We start from the raw sequence: 16,948 nt of genomic DNA on the forward strand, positions 1-16,948 counted from the left end.
GTGGACGGAGTTAAATGCCAGTTTGTCAATACGAACGGAATCACGCTCCACGTTGCAGCCGCAGGACCGGAAGACGGCCCGTTAATTGTCCTGCTCCATGGATTTCCTGAGTTTTGGTACGGCTGGAAAAATCAAATCAAACCGCTTGTTGATGCGGGTTACCGGGTCATTGCTCCTGATCAGCGGGGCTACAATCTCAGTGACAAACCGGAAGGAATTGATTCATATCGGATTGATACATTAAGAGATGATATCATCGGGCTTATTACGCAATTCACTGATGAAAAAGCAATTGTCATCGGTCATGACTGGGGAGGGGCTGTCGCATGGCATTTGGCTTCCACACGCCCGGAATATCTTGAAAAACTGATCGCGATCAATATCCCGCACCCGCACGTCATGAAAACCGTAACGCCGCTTTATCCGCCGCAATGGCTGAAAAGCTCGTATATCGCATACTTCCAGCTGCCCGATATACCGGAGGCATCACTAAGGGAAAATGATTATGAAACATTAGACAAAGCGATTGGATTATCCGACCGTCCCGCGCTTTTTACATCCGAGGATGTCAGCAGGTACAAAGAAGCGTGGAAACAGCCGGGCGCGCTGACAGCTATGCTGAACTGGTACAGAGCCCTCAGAAAAGGAAGCTTGGCAGAGAAACCCTCTTACGAAACAGTACCTTACCGAATGATCTGGGGAATGGAAGACCGCTTTTTGAGCAGAAAGCTTGCGAAAGAGACGGAAAGGCATTGTCCGAATGGACATCTCATCTTTGTTGATGAAGCTTCCCATTGGATTAACCACGAAAAGCCAGCCATCGTCAATCAGCTGATTTTGGAATATCTTAAGAACCAATAAGCTAAAATTTCTCTCCATCCGTCTGTCATAATGGCAGACTTTTTCTGTGCGTTTTTTTTCATAGTCTGTTTTAAACATGACAAAATAACATTAAAAATCATGAATGTCACCATAAAATTGTAACAAAAAACAGGTTTAAACGACTTTAAAAAAAGGAATAGCCTTACTGAAGATTTGTGTAAAACTCCCCTAAGGCAATACTTAAAAAGAATAATAAAAAGAAGGTGCCTTAATGAAGCAAGGATTAATCTCGATTATTATCCCGTCTTACAATGAAGGGTATAATGTCAAACTCATTCATGAATCTTTAAAAAAGGAATTTAAAAACATTCATTATGACTATGAAATATTCTTCATAAACGACGGAAGTGTTGATGACACGCTTCAGCAGATCAAAGACTTGGCAGCGACGTGCAGCCGGGTAAAATATATATCTTTTTCTCGAAACTTTGGAAAAGAAGCCGCAATTTTGGCAGGCTTTGAGCATGTTCAGGGCGAGGCGGTTATTGTAATGGATGCCGATCTGCAGCATCCGACATATTTGCTGAAGGAATTTATCAAAGGCTACGAAGAAGGGTATGACCAAGTCATTGCCCAAAGGAACAGAAAAGGGGACAGCTTTGTCCGCTCACTCTTATCATCTATGTATTACAAGTTCATTAATAAAGCGGTGGAAGTCGATTTGCGTGACGGTGTCGGTGACTTCAGATTGTTAAGCCGCCAAGCTGTGAATGCACTTTTGAAGCTGAGCGAAGGAAATCGCTTCTCAAAAGGTCTTTTTTGCTGGATTGGCTTTGATCAGAAAATTGTATTTTATGAAAATGTCGAACGAAAAAACGGCACCTCCAAATGGTCGTTCAGCAGTCTGTTTAATTACGGCATGGACGGCGTCGTTTCATTTAATCATAAGCCGCTGAGATTATGTTTTTATACAGGCATTTTCATCCTGCTGCTTTCCATCATTTATATCATTGCCACATTCGTTAAAATTCTGACTAACGGTATTTCTGTGCCTGGGTATTTCACCATTATCTCAGCAGTGTTATTTCTCGGCGGAGTACAGCTGTTAAGCCTTGGAATTATAGGCGAATATATCGGCCGAATCTATTATGAAACAAAAAAACGCCCGCATTATTTGATCAAAGAAGCGAATATCCCGAACAAAGACCTGCCTGAAACGAACGAATTAAAAAGCATGCGGCGTCTGACAAAAATGCACTGAAAATACCAAGCGCCATTGGCAGTGCTTTTTTTGCGTGTCTATTATCTTAAAAGCAAGACTGGAGAATTTATATGAAAAGAAAACATATCATGATCTATGCGGCCAGTTTGCTGGTGTCCGTTCTGGCACACGCTTTTTTTGTGAAAGAATGGGCGGAAGGCAGGTATATGACAGGTCCGGGCGACGGGCTTGCGCAAATGATCGTATTTAAAAAATTATTATTTGACCAATATACACACGGGAATTTTTTCTACAATTATTCATTCGGACTTGGCGGCGGCACATTCAGTCAGCTCGGCTATTATTTTTCTGCGTCTTTTCTTTTTCTTGCTGTGTCCGCCGCTGTTTGGCTGCTTCAAGCCGTCCAGCTGATCGGAGAAGCGGATACGCTTTTTTGGGCAGAGTCAGCTGTTTTTATCAGTATTTTCAAATTGAGCTTGATCATCTTTACGTCCGCTTCTGTTTTTCATTATCTTCTCAAGCACAGGGCGGCATCGTTCACGGGAGCTGTGTTATACGGCGTCTCAATTATTTATTTCCGTCACGAAGCGTATTGGGAATTTTTCACCGATACAATGGTTTGGCTTCCGCTGCTTGTGCTTGGCGCAGAAAAAATTATTAGAGAGCGGCGTCCGGCGTGGTTTATCGTTGCGTGTTCGCTGACGTTAATCAATAATTTTTACTTTGCATACATAAACCTTATATTCATCGGAATCTATGTGCTGTTCAGATGGCTGATCCGTTTGGAACCACATGAAGAGAAAAGATGGATTCAAATCAGATTATTTCTGGTTTCAGGCTTCATTTCTTTTGGCATCAGTGCGGCGGCGTTTGTGCCCGTAGTATACGGTTTTTTAAACAACCTGCGCCCTCCATACAGCCAGAAAATAGAGTGGCTCAATTTCGATGATAATATCTTATTTTCGAGCCGGATCATCATTGTGCCGGCCGCTTTTCTGCTGTTTTTGTTTATTATTTCTTTTTACAAAAACCGTGTGTTTCGTCTCTTTGCCGGATTGAGCCTGCTGTTTATTCTTTTTCATTTCAGTCCGTATGCGGCAAGCGTCTTTAACGGTTTTTCCGCCCCGCAAAACCGGTTTGAATATGTTCTGGCCTTTACCATTGCGGGAGCAGCTGCGGCTGGTTTGTCACAGCTGTCTGATTTGAAACGGAAAGAACTGCTCCCGGCCGCAGCTGTCGTCCTGCTTCTTTACTTGTATCATATCCAAAGGTATAAGCTCGATATATGGAAGCCTGCGAATGAAAGTATTCTATTGCTCTTACTCATGACAATCACAGCCTTGTTTGCTGCAGCTTTTGCGAAAAAACGGGCAAAAATGGCTGTGTACGGCATAATCATTCTTTCTTCGCTGTTTGTCGCCAACTCCTATCAAAAATACGCGCTCTCAGAAGGCGGCGATTTGGACAGTGTGACAAAAGAATATCTTACAAGTGAGGAATACAGAGGGCGGGAATCATCTGAGCTCATCAGACGTTTACAGAAGAAAGACGATGATCCGCTCATGAGAATCGACTGGATGAACGGGGTCCGCAATAATACGCCAATCATTTACGGGTTTAATGGCTTCAGCGCGTATTCCAGCATTTTAAACAAAGATCTGCTGGCCTTCTATTGGAATGATTTAAGCATCGATATGGGCAGGGAAAGCGTCAGCCGTTACGCGTCATTGGGAGACAGGGCGAATTTATACAGCCTGCTTTACGGCAAATATTATATGACCGAAAAAACAAACGAAGCCAGCGTCCCGTACGGCTTCAAAAAGCATTTAGAAACAGAGCATTATGCAGTTTATGAGAATCAGTACATGCTTCCATTCGTAAAAACAGCGGATGCCATATACAGCGAAAGTGAGCTGGACCGATTGCCCGCTCTTGCGAAAGAACAGGCGATGCTGAAAGGAATTATATTAAAAGATCCATCAGGAAAAACGGAGCAGACACCAAAACCGTCCAATTTGATCACCAAGTCGGACATCACTGCAAAACAAGCCCAGTATCAAAAAGGGCTGCTAACCGTAACTGGAGAAAACGGAGGAGAGCTGATCATTACCCCGAAACAGCCATCATCCGCTCCGGGAGACTACTATGTCAGCTTTTATTTGAAAAGCAAAGCAAAAGACAAAGGATTTACGTTAAAGGTAAATAATTATGTCACAACAAGGAAATCGAACAAATCGATATATAAAACCGGAGTAAATAATATAACGGTAAGAGTGCCTAAATCACGCCATATCTCAATCAATCTTCCGAAAGGAACCTATGAGCTGAGAAACATAGCGCTCTATGAAGAAAATTACCAAACGCTGAAAAACGCTGTAATGCAAAATAAAACAGAGAAAGCAGACAAACTGAATTGGAACAAAAATCGACTGACCTTTGCATATCATCTGTCAAAAGACCAGTACATCATGCTTCCGATCCCATATGAAAAAGGCTGGGAGCTGAAGATCAACGGAAAAACACAGAAGATCGAAAAAGCGGATTATGCTTTTATAGGCTTCAAGGCGCAAAAGGGAGACAATCACATTGAGCTGACTTACTATCCGCCATACTTCAAAATATCGGCGATCATATCTCTCGTCAGTCTGCTGCTTGCTGTTTTTTATATAAGACGTAAAAAGCCCGGCTCTATATAGAGCCGAGCTTTAATTTTTTCTGTAGTTTTTCTTCGCTGAATATCCATCCCGTATAGGATGAACGAATTGTGAGATCATGGCCGATATGAACAATTGCGACAAACGGATAATGGCCTTTGCTCCGATAACGCAGGTCAATAAATCTCACCTCATAATGATCTTTAAACGTATCCACTTCCCACCGGTAAACCGGAGAAAAGGACAGAAACGCCGCGATGTTATCATCCTGCTTTGCCGCATGCATTACATCGGTTTCAGGAACAGGCACCCGATTAAATGTATCCAGAATCACGACATGTCCTTCCATGCTTCTTCCTACATAGAAAGCATGTGCTGTCGTCACTGCGATTCGCCATTGCCTGAATTTCATCGTTGGAGAAATAATAATGCTTTCGATCTCATCATGAATCATCTCATGAAGCTTCCGTTTAATTCTCAGCTGCATGATCAGGCGCACCAAGTAATAGCCTGCCAATATGATATATAAGCTGAGAAACGTGATGCCGGGACTCCCGCCTGCATACCAAATCGCGATAGCTGCCAGATGGCTGATAAAAATAAACGGATCAAACGTATTAATCAGCCCGAGCGCAACCCATTTTTTCGAAAACGGACGAATGGCTTGTGTTCCATAGGCGTTGAATATATCAACAAAGACATGCAGAACGACTGCCAGCAGTGTCCACAGCCACAGGTGCAGAAAATCGGCCTGAGGATAAAATAAATACAGAATCGCCGGGATGATGACAGACCAAAACAAAACGGCGGGAATTGAATGGGTAAATCCTCTGTGATTCCTTATATAAACAGCATTGTTTTTAAGCTTTAACACAGTATCAATATCCGGAGCCTGAGAGCCCGCAAGCGTTGCGATCATAACAGCGTGAGCCATTGCCGGATCTGATCCGACAACAGGATCAAGCGTCGCAATACCGCCCAGTGCGATGCCCATAACGACATGTGTGCCCGTATCCATAGGTGACCTCCTTGCAGGATGATCCTGCACATTCACTTTGTAAGAAATTCCCCATTTTCATATACCCAATTTTTAAACTGATTCAATCGTTCTCATATGTTTCCGCTTTTTCTTTATTACTATTTAATGTAACATATTATCGTACTGTGCCCTTAGTGTACAACAAAAAACAGTCTAAAGAAAAGCGGGGCGCGAAAGACTGGGGAGAAACACATATGAACGTACTTGAAGACAAATTAAAACAAAAAGACATACAGCAATTTCGCGATGATTTAATCTCATGGTTTGAACGAGAGCAGCGCGTTCTGCCGTGGAGAGAGGACCAAGATCCTTATAAGGTATGGGTATCTGAAGTGATGCTGCAGCAAACGAGAGTAGAGACAGTGATTCCTTACTTTCTGCGGTTTGTGGAACAATTCCCGACAGTGGAAGCGCTCGCTGATGCTGATGAAGAAAAGGTGCTGAAAGCATGGGAAGGGCTCGGCTATTATTCGCGAGTCAGAAACCTGCAAAGCGCGGTAAAAGAAGTGAAACAGGAATACGGCGGCATTGTCCCTCCAGACGAGAAAGATTTTGGCGGGTTAAAAGGCGTCGGCCCTTATACAAAGGGAGCGGTGCTCAGCATTGCCTACAATAAACCCATTCCCGCGGTTGACGGAAATGTGATGCGTGTCATGTCCAGAATTCTTTCTATTTGGGATGATATTGCCAAACCAAAAACAAGAACGATCTTTGAAGACGCCATACGAGCTTTTATTTCCAAAGAAAAACCATCTGAATTTAATCAGGGCTTGATGGAGCTTGGAGCCTTGATCTGTACGCCAAAATCACCCTCATGCCTGCTATGCCCGGTTCAGCAGCATTGCTCAGCATTTGATGAAGGCACTGAACGGGAGCTTCCGGTAAAAAGCAAAAAGAAAAAGCCCGGGATCAAAACCATGGCCGCGATCGTACTGACTGATGAAGACGGACAAGTGTATATCCACAAACGGCCGGCTAAAGGTTTGCTCGCCAACCTGTGGGAATTCCCTAATCTTGAAACACAAAAAGGGATCAAAACTGAGCGTGAACAGCTCATTGCTTTCTTAGAAAACGAATATGGCATACAAGCTGATATCAGTGATCTGCAAGGTGTAGTCGAGCATGTTTTCACCCACCTGGTATGGAATATTTCAGTGTTTTTCGGTAAAGTAAAACAAGTGTCGGATACCAGCGAGCTGAAAAAAGTAACGAAAGAAGAGCTCGAACAATTTGCGTTCCCGGTGTCACATCAAAAAATCTGGAGGATGGCAGTAGAAGCAGCCGCCATCTCGGCTGCCCCGTAAACCATTCTTAATCGTAAGAGACGCGCGTGCCGTGGCTGTAGTCCGCTTCATTGCGCTTCATTCCGCCGCGCGCTTCAATTTCTTGCGTTAATTCCCGGTATTTTGATTGGCCTTCTTCGTTCAAATAAGGCATAATTTGCTGAAAGGCATGATGGAAATAAGCGAGTTCACTGTTCTTCCAATCTTTTTTGGAAACCATGTTCAATTCGCTCATATCACGTCCGACATACATAACAGAAGACCCCCTTTAAAGTTCTTGCCATTATTGTTTGTGGAAATAAAAGAACTATACGCTACAAGGAGATGAGGAAAAATGGAACAAAATAAATGTGCACTCGTAACAGGAAGCAGCCGCGGTGTCGGAAAAGCGGCCGCGATCAGACTTGCTGAGAACGGCTATAACATCGTCATTAACTATGCACGCAGCAAAAAAGCAGCATTAGAAACAGCGGAAGAAATCGAAAAGCTTGGCGTTAAAGTGCTTGTCGTAAAAGCAAACGTAGGACAGCCTGCAAAAATCAAAGAAATGTTTCAGCAAATTGATGAAACGTTCGGCAGACTTGATGTTTTTGTCAATAATGCCGCTTCAGGAGTACTAAGACCTGTCATGGAATTAGAAGAAACACACTGGGACTGGACGATGAACATTAATGCGAAAGCATTGCTTTTCTGCGCTCAGGAAGCTGCCAAGCTAATGGAGAAGAACGGAGGCGGGCATATTGTCAGCATCAGTTCATTAGGCTCTATCCGCTATCTTGAAAACTACACCACGGTCGGTGTATCAAAAGCAGCATTAGAGGCTTTAACCCGTTATCTTGCCGTTGAGCTTTCACCAAAACAAATTATCGTCAATGCTGTTTCAGGCGGAGCGATCGACACAGATGCGCTGAAACACTTCCCGAATAGAGAAGATCTGCTTGAGGATGCGCGCCAAAACACGCCGGCGGGACGCATGGTCGAAATTAAAGACATGGTTGATACTGTTGAGTTTCTAGTGTCTTCCAAGGCTGACATGATCCGCGGACAGACAATTATCGTTGACGGCGGACGCTCACTGCTCGTTTAAAAATTTTTAAAAAAGAGGAATAGCTATACGATCACCTGCACATTCTAATGACCGTGGAGGTGATAACAATGGCTAACTCAAATAACTTCAGCAAAACAAACGCTCAACAAGTTAGAAAACAAAACCAACAATCAGCTGCTGGTCAAGGTCAATTTGGCACTGAATTTGCTAGCGAAACAAACGCTCAGCAAGTCAGAAAACAAAACCAGCAATCAGCTGGACAACAAGGTCAATTCGGCACTGAATTCGCTAGTGAAACTGACGCACAGCAGGTAAGACAGCAAAACCAATCTGCTGAACAAAACAAACAACAAAACAGCTAATCACTGAAACAGAAAAAAGCACTTCATCTTCGGGTGGAAGTGCTTTTTTCTGTTTGAAAAACGACAAAACTTGTGGAAGGTCTACAGAATGAGTCAAAGGGTTTGCTTTACGGAGATCGAAATGATTAAAGGAGGAAATGTTTATACTTTCATCAGGCTGAAGGAGGAACCGATGACCGAATTTGAAAAGCTGGTAAGTGAACAGATGAAAACGATGGATAAGCTTCTCGATCTCCAATCAGAGCTCGACCGCTGCAAACAAATTGAGGCGGAACTCCGGCATTTGGAAAGGGATGCAAGGCTGCGTGGGATTCAGGCTGAAATTGCGGTAAAACGGAAACACCTTGCCGATATACAGGATATGTTTCAAAAGCAGACAGAGCAGGTCATTCGTTCTTATCGCAGCTCAGAAAAGCCGTCTTCCTTTGTGTAGTGCAGGAATGTGCCATTCCCCGGCCGGAATGGCTCTTTTATTTTCATTTTTCAATTTGTAACGTTATAATAGGTAAAAGACGTTGTCGGTAAGCAAATTTGGACATACTAACTGTAGGGCTTTATAGAAAGTAGGGGAGAAATATGGGCTATCCCAAGGAAGGAGAAACCATTCAAATTCACAGCTATAAGCACAACGGGCTGATTCATAGAATTTGGAATGAGACAACAATCTTAAAAAGTACAGAAATGTGTGTCATCGGAGCCAATGACCGGACGATGGTAACCGAATCAGACGGCCGGACATGGATAACCAGAGAGCCCGCAATCTGTTATTTTCACGCAAGACAATGGTTTAATGTCATCGGGATGCTGAGGGAAGACGGGGTTCATTATTATTGCAACATCAGTTCTCCGTTTGCCTATGATGGCGAAGCAATTAAATATATTGATTATGACTTAGATGTTAAGGTTTTTCCTGACATGACCTACAATATTCTCGATGAAGACGAATATGATGATCATCGGAAAGCCATGAATTATCCAAAAGAAATCGACAGTATTTTAAGAGACTACTTAAATACGCTGCTCCATTGGATTCACCAGCGTCAGGGACCGTTTGCGCCCGAGTTTGTCGATATGTGGTATGAACGGTATTTGCGCTATACAAAATAATGGTTACGTAAAAACCTGTTGCGGGGTACAACAGGTTTTTCACATGGGCTCACACACATCATGAGAAAGAGAGAGGGGGAATCAACGTGGGGGTTATGAAACGCTACATGCAATTCGTCAAACCTTATAAGAAGCAAATTTTCGTTACAGTGTTAATCGGGATCGTCAAATTTTCCATTCCGCTTGCTCTCCCATTGCTTCTGAAGTACGTAGTTGACGACATTATTCAAGGAGGCGGCACGGCCAGTGACAAAACCACGTCATTGTTCACGATTATGGCGATCATGTTCGCCTTATTTTTAATTTTGCGCCCGCCTGTTGAATATTACCGGCAATATTTTGCCCAGTGGACTGCCAGCAAGGTGCTTTATGATATAAGAGCTAAGCTGTTTGACCATATACAAAAACTGAGCCTTCGTTTTTACGCGAATACAAGAACAGGGGAAGTCATTTCCCGAGTGATTAATGATGTAGAACAAACAAAGGATTTCGTCATCACAGGGCTGATGAATATATGGCTCGATATGCTGACGATTTTGATTGTAATCTCTATCATGCTCACACTGGACGTTAAATTAACGCTGATTTCTATCGTATTATTCCCATTATACGGAATATCAGTGAAGTATTTTTACGGCCGTTTACGAAAGCTGACAAGGGAGCGCTCACAGGCTCTTGCTCAAGTGCAGGGGCATTTGCACGAACGCATTCAAGGCATGCCTGTCATCAGAAGCTTTGCGATAGAAGATCATGAACAGGCTCAATTTAATGAGAAAAACGGTCATTTCTTAGATAAAGCCATCCGACACACGAATTGGAACGCCAAAACCTTTGCGGTCGTTAATACCATTACAGATTTGGCGCCGCTCATCGTCATAGCGTGCGCCGGGTATTTTGTCATTAATGGACCGCTGACAGTCGGAACAATGGTCGCGTTTGTCGGATATATTGACAGAATGTACAACCCTGTTAGAAGGCTGATCAATTCCTCTACAACTTTGACACAGTCAATCGCATCAATGGACAGGGTGTTTGAATTTATTGACGAGCCCTATGAACTCACTGACAAACCAAATGCGATAAAGGCCGATCAGATTCGCGGAGGAGTGGAGTTTCAAAACGTTTCGTTTCAATATGAGAAGGACAAAGAAAATATTCTTCATGATGTATCCTTAAAAGTAAATAGAGGAGAAACTGTAGCTCTCGTCGGCATGAGCGGAGGAGGAAAATCAACGCTCGTCAGCCTGATCCCAAGATTTTATGATGTAACAAGCGGCAGACTGCTGATTGATGGGACGGATATTCGCGATTATGAAGCAAGAAGCCTTCGCAACCAGGTTGGTATGGTGCTTCAGGATACCTTTTTATTTAGTGAAACGATTCGGGAAAATATCGCGATCGGCAAGCCTGATGCCACACTTGAAGAGATAATCGAAGCCGCCAAGGCTGCAAATGCCCATGAATTTATCATGAGTTTTCCAGAAGGATATGAGACCCGGGTGGGAGAACGAGGCGTTAAGCTTTCAGGCGGACAAAAGCAGCGGATCTCAATTGCGCGGGTATTCCTGAAAAATCCGCCGCTCCTCATTTTAGATGAAGCTACATCAGCTCTGGATTTGGAAAGTGAGCATTACATTCAAGAAGCGATGGACAAACTGGCGAAGGATAGAACAACTTTTGTTGTCGCCCACCGTTTATCGACAATCACCCATGCGGATAAGATTGTTGTCATGGAAAACGGCACAATCATTGAAATCGGAACCCATGATGAACTCATGGACTATGAGAGCCAGTACAAGCATTTATTTACCATTCAAAATTTGAACTAAAACATCAATCTTATATCCTTTTAACGAAGGATATAAGATTTTTTTGTGTATAAAAAAACCCGGCTGTTTAACCGGGTTACTCTTCTGTTTCTATTTCGCAGTCTTTCGGATGATACGTTTGAAAACTTGTGATAAGTGTTTCCAAATGTTCAAGCTGCTCGCGATATTCCACGGCGCTTGCCATAATATTGAGCATGTTGTAATCAATAAGCTCCTCATCCGTATTCTGCTGATTTTTTAAAAATGACTTTGTTAAAAGCTGCTTATACTGGATGCCTTCTTCAACCGCGTCATCATGCGGCTTGATTTTTCCGACAAACCTCATCAAAATCCGTTCGTGCCAGTAAAGCAGGTAATCAAGTTCTTCAGTCAGTGTTTCCTGAAACTCTTCCGGCATATGATAGATCTCGTTTTCCAGACGATGCAGCTTCTTCAATGTATCAAGCGCCCGATTTGCCGTAATAATGGCCTGTCTGAACAGGACAAGCTTTCTTGATTTCACATAAGTCGTTTTCTTAAAGTAACTTCTTTCTTCTTTATATAGAAGATATGTCTGATCAAGCTTGATCATTTTTTCTTTCAGTTTTTCAATATCCTCTTTCAAAATCGAATGCTCTGTCGACTGCCGCATGGACAATCTGATCCACTTCATAATTTCTTCGGTGTTTTCGACGGTATTATGAATCAGCTTTGTTTCGTACTTAGGAGGCAAAAACACAAGGTTGACGATAAAGGAAGAAAGCACCCCTAAGATGACTGTGCTTGTTCTGATCAGCGCGAACATTAAAAAGTCGTCACCGGCAGATTCTAATATCGCAATGACTGTTACAAGAGCAATTGAAATTGTATGTTCAATTTTAAGTTTCAGCATGATTGTAATGACAATAACTGCTGTTAACCCGATCATAATCGGGCTGGGTCCGAAAATAAGGCCGAACACTGTGGCAATCACAGCTCCGATGATATTTGCTTGAACCTGGTCAATAATAATGAGAAAAGAGCGGTAAATCGACGGCTGGATCGCAAATATCGCTGCAATTCCAGCGAAAATCGGCGCGGGAAGCCCGATCCACGAAGCCAAATAAAGGGCAAGTGTAATCGCAATCCCGGTTTTGAAAATGCGGGCACCAAGTTTCATTGGTTTGTGCGTGCATTCCTTTCTATAGTAAATTGTGTGACATAGCAAATGGGCTAATCCTTAAAATTCCCGGTTAGTTTATTTGCTAAACAATTAAGTAATATACAGGGATCGATACAAATATTCAAGCTATTTTTCTAGAAAAAGACCAAAATCTTACACGTTGTTTGATTCCATAAAAAAAACAGGAGCTCAAAGCTCCTGTTCAAGGTATCTGATTCTAGTTTTTAAGATATTTAAATGCATCCTCGACCGCTGCAAGCGTGTCTTTAATATCCTGCTCTGTATGTGCTGTGGTAATAAACCAAGCTTCATACTTAGAAGGTGCTAAATTAATTCCGCGTTCCAGCATCAGCTTGAAAAACGTAGCGAATGTTTCTCCGTCACTCCGTTCAGCCTGCTCGTAATTTTCGACTTTCTCATCAGAGAAGTATACCGTGAGCGCACCTTTTAACCGGTTGACCGTAATGGTGATGCCGTGTGTTTCTGCGTGCTTCAAAATGCCTTCCTCAAGCATAGCGCCAAGGTGATCAAGCTTTTCATACACGCCTTTTTCTTTGAGCACTTCCAGACAAGCGATGCCTGATAGGATGGAAGCGGGGTTCCCTGCCATTGTTCCTGCCTGATAAGCAGGCCCTAGCGGAGCTACCTGCTCCATGATTTCTTGTTTGCCGCCATAGGCGCCAATCGGAAGTCCGCCGCCGATAATTTTCCCGAGTGCTGTTAAATCTGGTTTCACCTGTAAGAGATCCTGCGCGCCGCCATACATAAAGCGGAAAGCCGTAATGACTTCATCGTAAATAACGAGAGCGCCTGCATTATGTGTCAATTCATTTACTTTTTCTAAGAAGCCCTCTTTCGGCTCGACGATACCGAAGTTGCCGACAATCGGTTCAACGAGAACCGCCGCGATTTCACTGCCCCATTTATCAAGAGCCGCTTTATAGCTATCGATATCATTAAATGGTACTGTGATCACTTCGTTTGCAATGCTTTTCGGTACACCGGCTGAGTCTGGCGTGCCGAGAGTAGACGGGCCGGAGCCTGCGGCGACAAGCACAAGGTCCGAATGCCCGTGATAGCAGCCCGCAAATTTAATGATTTTTGTCCGGCCTGTATATGCGCGAGCCACGCGAATGGTCGTCATAACGGCTTCTGTTCCCGAATTGACGAATCTTACTTTGTCCATAGCGGGAATGGCTTCTTTGAGCATCTTTGCAAATGTAACCTCGTGTTTCGTTGGTGTTCCATACAATACACCGTTCTCTGCCGCTTTTTTAATCGCTTCTGTAATATGCGGGTGGGCATGTCCTGTAATAATCGGACCGTACGCCGCTAAATAATCGATGTATTTGTTGCCGTCCACATCCCAAAAATAAGCGCCGCTTGCTTTCTCCATTGCAACAGGAGAACCGCCGCCGACTGCTTTATATGATCTAGACGGGCTGTTTACACCGCCGACAATGTGCTGTAATGCCTCATTGTGAAGTTCAATTGATTTTGTATGCAAGAATAAAAACCTCCTATATCTCCATGCGTCCTTTCTATTGTAGCATGCTTCCGAACAAGAACAATGGCTTCGGGCTTCAGATTCAGCTGAGATAGTTGTAATCTGGACAAGAATTGGATACGCTTAATAAAAAACATCCGGAGGTAACGTAATGACTATAGAAATCGGACATAAAGCGCCTGATCTTGAGTTAAAAGGTGATCATGGGGAAACAGTAAAATTATCGGATTATAAAGGAAAGTACATCGTGCTTTATTTTTATCCAAAGGACATGACACCGGGGTGTACAACTGAAGCATGCGATTTTCGGGACAGTCACGAAAGCTTCGCTGAACTGGATGCCGTCATTATCGGCGTCAGCCCGGACAGCCAGGAAAAACACGGAAAATTTAAAGAGAAGCATAACCTTCCATTTCTGCTTCTTGTTGATGACGAGCATAAGCTGGCGGAAGCATTTGATGTGTGGAAGCTGAAGAAAAACTTCGGAAAAGAGTATATGGGAATCGAGCGTTCCACTTTTTTAATTGATAAAGAAGGCCGGCTCATTAAAGAATGGAGAAAAGTAAAAGTAAAGGACCATGTAGCCGAAGCGCTTCAAACCCTCAAAGATATGTCGGAAAAGTAAATCTCTATGAGCCTATGCTTACTTTTACCCTGATATCAATTGACAAATTATCGTAGAAAGAGTTACACTAATTATAAACATTACAATGTAAGAATTTTTTTTAGAAGAGAGGTGCATGACGGATGGCTGCACATGAACTAAAAGAAGCCTTAGAAACGTTGAAGGAAACCGGAGTTCGCATTACTCCTCAACGTCATGCGATTCTGGAATATCTCGTTAACTCTATGGCTCATCCAACAGCGGACGATATATATAAAGCTCTGGAAGGGAAATTTCCTAACATGAGCGTAGCGACAGTATATAACAATTTGCGTGTGTTCCGGGAATCAGGTTTGGTAAAAGAGCTCACATACGGTGATGCTTCCAGCAGATTCGATTTTGTGACATCTGATCACTATCACGCGATTTGCGAAAACTGCGGTAAAATTGTGGACTTCCACTACCCGGGCCTTGATGAAGTGGAACAGCTCGCTGCCCACGTCACGGGCTTTAAGGTAAGCCACCACCGTTTAGAAATTTACGGCGTCTGCCAAGAGTGTTCGAAAAAAGAAAATCATTAAAAATAAGCTGACCGCACGAAACGGTCAGCTTATTTTATTTCGACATTTTCTTTTTATTATAAGACTCATCAAATTCTTTTCCTTCTAATCCCTTATCTAAAGTCAGCGGCTCTCGGCAATGCATGCACATATCGACTCTTCCTAAAACCTTTGTCTCTTTATCACAGCCTGGACAAATGACGCGAACCGCTTTAGTCGAAAGCATTCCGATCCAAAAGTAAACTACCGTGCTGAGACCGATGGATAAAAGCCCAAGTATCATAAACAAACTAGAAAGCAAAACTGACTCTTTGAAAAAGATCCCGATGTACATAATGATAAACCCAACGAAAACCAAACTTAACGCAAATGTTCTGATTTTATTAATTTTGCTGGAGTATTTCGCCATGTCCATCCCCCTCTGATTTAACTATAGCACAAACCCGATGGGATTTTCTTCATGTTTTCGGTTGAATTGGAATTTACTTATGGAGACTTACTGTGAAATTGTTTATAATAGTTCAATGTGTTTAGAAAAAAGGAATTTCGTTTTAACCATAGAATTGAATCAAATAGAGAATAAAAAAATTTGAACAATTGCATTGGAGGAATAGTGATGGAAAATCTTCTCCGTCCAATTTACCAAGAAAGAGCAAGTCACCCCAATACATTGGCTGTCATTATGATTGAGAGAAGAAACAAAACATCTTCCTTAACAGATAACTTTGATGCAGCTTTGCTGGTGATTGTAAAGGATGCTGATGAGCCAGTTTTTATAAAGCATTATGAATTTGATCATCAAACAGCTTCTTTGCATGTGGTAACAGATTCTCAGATTCAAGAATGGATTTTGCTTGGAACAAATAGAAGAATCATAGATTGGATTGTAAATGGCAGAGTCTTGTTTGACCGTAATGAATACGTAGTTGAACTGATTGACAGGCTGAATACATTTCCGTTTGCCGAACGTAAACTGAAGATCGGACTCGAATACGGCAAATTAATCAGAAGGTATGTTGAAGGGAAAGCTTTTTTTGAAGCCAATCAATTTTTAGATGCCTACAATGCCGTTGTTCATGCGCTGCATCATTTAGCACGTATTGAAGTAATCGACAGAGGATTCCATCCCGAAACCACGGTGTGGAGCCAAGTGCGCCAGATGGAGCCGCAAGTGTACAAATTATATTCCGAGCTGATTGAAAGTCATGAGAGCCTGGAAAAAAGACTTGAATTATTATTCTTAGCAAATGATTTTCTCATCCATTCCAAAGCCGAGATCGGTTCGGCGCATCTTTTCGAATTAATGAAAGAAAAAGACATTTGGCAATTCGGTGAGCTTCTTCAACATCATGACCTAAAGCACTTTACCCAAGATCTTGGCGTTATGCTTGATTACTTGACGGAAAAGGGACTTATCAACGTCTGCCAGATAGAAACGAAAGGACAGGCTGTCTATCACCGAGGATATTCTTTTAAAAAAGGTGTTGACTCTGATTCTTGACCGTGTTATATTATTAAACGTCGCTGATGCGCTTCTGAGAAAACAAGCTCACAGCGGCGGGGAAATAAATCAAAAAAACATTTGACAAAAGAAAGTCAAAATGTTATATTAATAAAGTCGCTTCAACAAGAAGTGAAAATGATCTTTGAAAACTAAACAAGACAAAACGTACCTGTTAATTCAGTTTTAAAAAAATCGCACAGCGATGTGCGTAGTCAGTCAAACTAGGGCCTGCACGACGCAGGTCACACAGGTGTCGCCGCAGGATG

Annotated in this window: 17 protein-coding genes; 12 read left to right on the plus strand and 5 right to left on the minus strand. The window is 42.7% G+C overall.

Going from position 1 to position 16,948, the window contains the following annotated elements:
• From ephM to ACZ07B_RS20625, 3 genes are all read left to right on the plus strand, one after another.
• A complete protein-coding gene (ephM, locus tag ACZ07B_RS20615) occupies window positions 1-861 on the plus strand; it encodes an epoxide hydrolase EphM (RefSeq protein ID WP_014479220.1) in 861 nt (286 codons plus the stop codon).
• Between the two features lie 232 nt (window positions 862-1,093).
• Window positions 1,094-2,083, plus strand: coding sequence for a glycosyltransferase family 2 protein (locus ACZ07B_RS20620; protein WP_003244113.1), 990 nt, complete (start codon window positions 1,094-1,096; stop codon window positions 2,081-2,083).
• 71 nt (window positions 2,084-2,154) lie between these two features.
• Window positions 2,155-4,740 carry a YfhO family protein gene (locus ACZ07B_RS20625; RefSeq protein ID WP_464877623.1) on the plus strand — a complete coding sequence of 862 codons (2,586 nt, stop codon included), beginning with the start codon at window positions 2,155-2,157 and terminating at the stop codon, window positions 4,738-4,740.
• On the opposite strand, the gene ACZ07B_RS20630 is transcribed toward ACZ07B_RS20625, so the two are convergent.
• Window positions 4,733-5,716, minus strand: coding sequence for a metal-dependent hydrolase (locus ACZ07B_RS20630; RefSeq protein ID WP_014476212.1), 984 nt, complete (start codon window positions 5,714-5,716; stop codon window positions 4,733-4,735). The genes ACZ07B_RS20625 and ACZ07B_RS20630 overlap by 8 nt on opposite strands.
• A 215-nt stretch (window positions 5,717-5,931) precedes the next feature.
• On the opposite strand from ACZ07B_RS20630, the gene mutY reads away from it, so the two are divergent.
• Window positions 5,932-7,041: an A/G-specific adenine glycosylase gene (mutY, locus tag ACZ07B_RS20635; RefSeq protein ID WP_464877624.1), complete on the plus strand. Its 1,110-nt coding sequence runs from the start codon at window positions 5,932-5,934 to the stop codon at window positions 7,039-7,041.
• 7 nt (window positions 7,042-7,048) lie between these two features.
• Here the strand turns inward: mutY and ACZ07B_RS20640 are convergent, their stop codons facing one another.
• Entirely contained in the window at window positions 7,049-7,273 is a 225-nt protein-coding gene (locus ACZ07B_RS20640; protein WP_003233542.1) for a hypothetical protein, read from the minus strand.
• An 81-nt stretch (window positions 7,274-7,354) separates the two neighbouring features.
• On the opposite strand from ACZ07B_RS20640, the gene fabL reads away from it, so the two are divergent.
• The 5 genes from fabL to ACZ07B_RS20665 all read left to right on the plus strand — a co-directional run bounded on the left by fabL (window position 7,355) and on the right by ACZ07B_RS20665 (window position 11,366).
• Window positions 7,355-8,107: an enoyl-[acyl-carrier-protein] reductase FabL gene (gene fabL / locus ACZ07B_RS20645; protein WP_003223262.1), complete on the plus strand. Its 753-nt coding sequence runs from the start codon at window positions 7,355-7,357 to the stop codon at window positions 8,105-8,107.
• A gap of 68 nt (window positions 8,108-8,175) precedes the next feature.
• Complete coding sequence (sspE, locus tag ACZ07B_RS20650; protein ID WP_003233541.1) at window positions 8,176-8,430, plus strand: gamma type acid-soluble spore protein SspE; 255 nt, start codon at window positions 8,176-8,178, stop codon at window positions 8,428-8,430.
• 172 nt (window positions 8,431-8,602) lie between these two features.
• Complete coding sequence (locus ACZ07B_RS20655; protein ID WP_003242708.1) at window positions 8,603-8,863, plus strand: YgaB family protein; 261 nt, start codon at window positions 8,603-8,605, stop codon at window positions 8,861-8,863.
• Window positions 8,864-9,006: 143 nt separating this feature from the next.
• Complete coding sequence (ntdP, locus tag ACZ07B_RS20660) at window positions 9,007-9,537, plus strand: nucleoside tri-diphosphate phosphatase (protein WP_003223272.1); 531 nt, start codon at window positions 9,007-9,009, stop codon at window positions 9,535-9,537.
• An 86-nt stretch (window positions 9,538-9,623) separates the two neighbouring features.
• Window positions 9,624-11,366 (plus strand): ABC transporter ATP-binding protein, encoded by a 1,743-nt coding sequence (locus tag ACZ07B_RS20665; protein WP_009966836.1) that lies wholly within the window; start codon window positions 9,624-9,626, stop codon window positions 11,364-11,366.
• A gap of 76 nt (window positions 11,367-11,442) precedes the next feature.
• Here ACZ07B_RS20665 and ACZ07B_RS20670 read toward each other — a convergent pair whose 3' ends face one another.
• Window positions 11,443-12,504, minus strand: a complete 1,062-nt coding sequence (locus ACZ07B_RS20670; protein WP_014479224.1) for an aromatic acid exporter family protein — start codon at window positions 12,502-12,504, stop codon at window positions 11,443-11,445.
• Window positions 12,505-12,724: 220 nt separating this feature from the next.
• Window positions 12,725-14,014 (minus strand): glutamate-1-semialdehyde 2,1-aminomutase, encoded by a 1,290-nt coding sequence (locus ACZ07B_RS20675; protein WP_464877625.1) that lies wholly within the window; start codon window positions 14,012-14,014, stop codon window positions 12,725-12,727.
• Window positions 14,015-14,165: 151 nt separating this feature from the next.
• Here ACZ07B_RS20675 and bcp point away from each other — a divergent pair, with 151 nt between their 5' ends.
• Together bcp and perR are read left to right on the plus strand one after the other, a co-directional pair.
• A complete protein-coding gene (gene bcp, locus ACZ07B_RS20680) occupies window positions 14,166-14,639 on the plus strand; it encodes a thioredoxin-dependent thiol peroxidase (protein ID WP_029726836.1) in 474 nt (157 codons plus the stop codon).
• Between the two features lie 122 nt (window positions 14,640-14,761).
• Window positions 14,762-15,199: a peroxide-responsive transcriptional repressor PerR gene (gene perR / locus ACZ07B_RS20685; protein WP_003223285.1), complete on the plus strand. Its 438-nt coding sequence runs from the start codon at window positions 14,762-14,764 to the stop codon at window positions 15,197-15,199.
• 34 nt (window positions 15,200-15,233) lie between these two features.
• Here perR and ACZ07B_RS20690 read toward each other — a convergent pair whose 3' ends face one another.
• On the minus strand, window positions 15,234-15,587 hold the full coding sequence (locus tag ACZ07B_RS20690) for a YgzB family protein (protein WP_014479226.1): 354 nt from the start codon (window positions 15,585-15,587) through the stop codon (window positions 15,234-15,236).
• Between the two features lie 207 nt (window positions 15,588-15,794).
• Here ACZ07B_RS20690 and ACZ07B_RS20695 point away from each other — a divergent pair, with 207 nt between their 5' ends.
• Window positions 15,795-16,679 carry a nucleotidyltransferase-like protein gene (locus ACZ07B_RS20695; protein WP_464877626.1) on the plus strand — a complete coding sequence of 295 codons (885 nt, stop codon included), beginning with the start codon at window positions 15,795-15,797 and terminating at the stop codon, window positions 16,677-16,679.
• Window positions 16,680-16,948: the final 269 nt, after the last annotated feature.

This window comes from Bacillus sp. 9.4 (assembly GCF_055486415.1).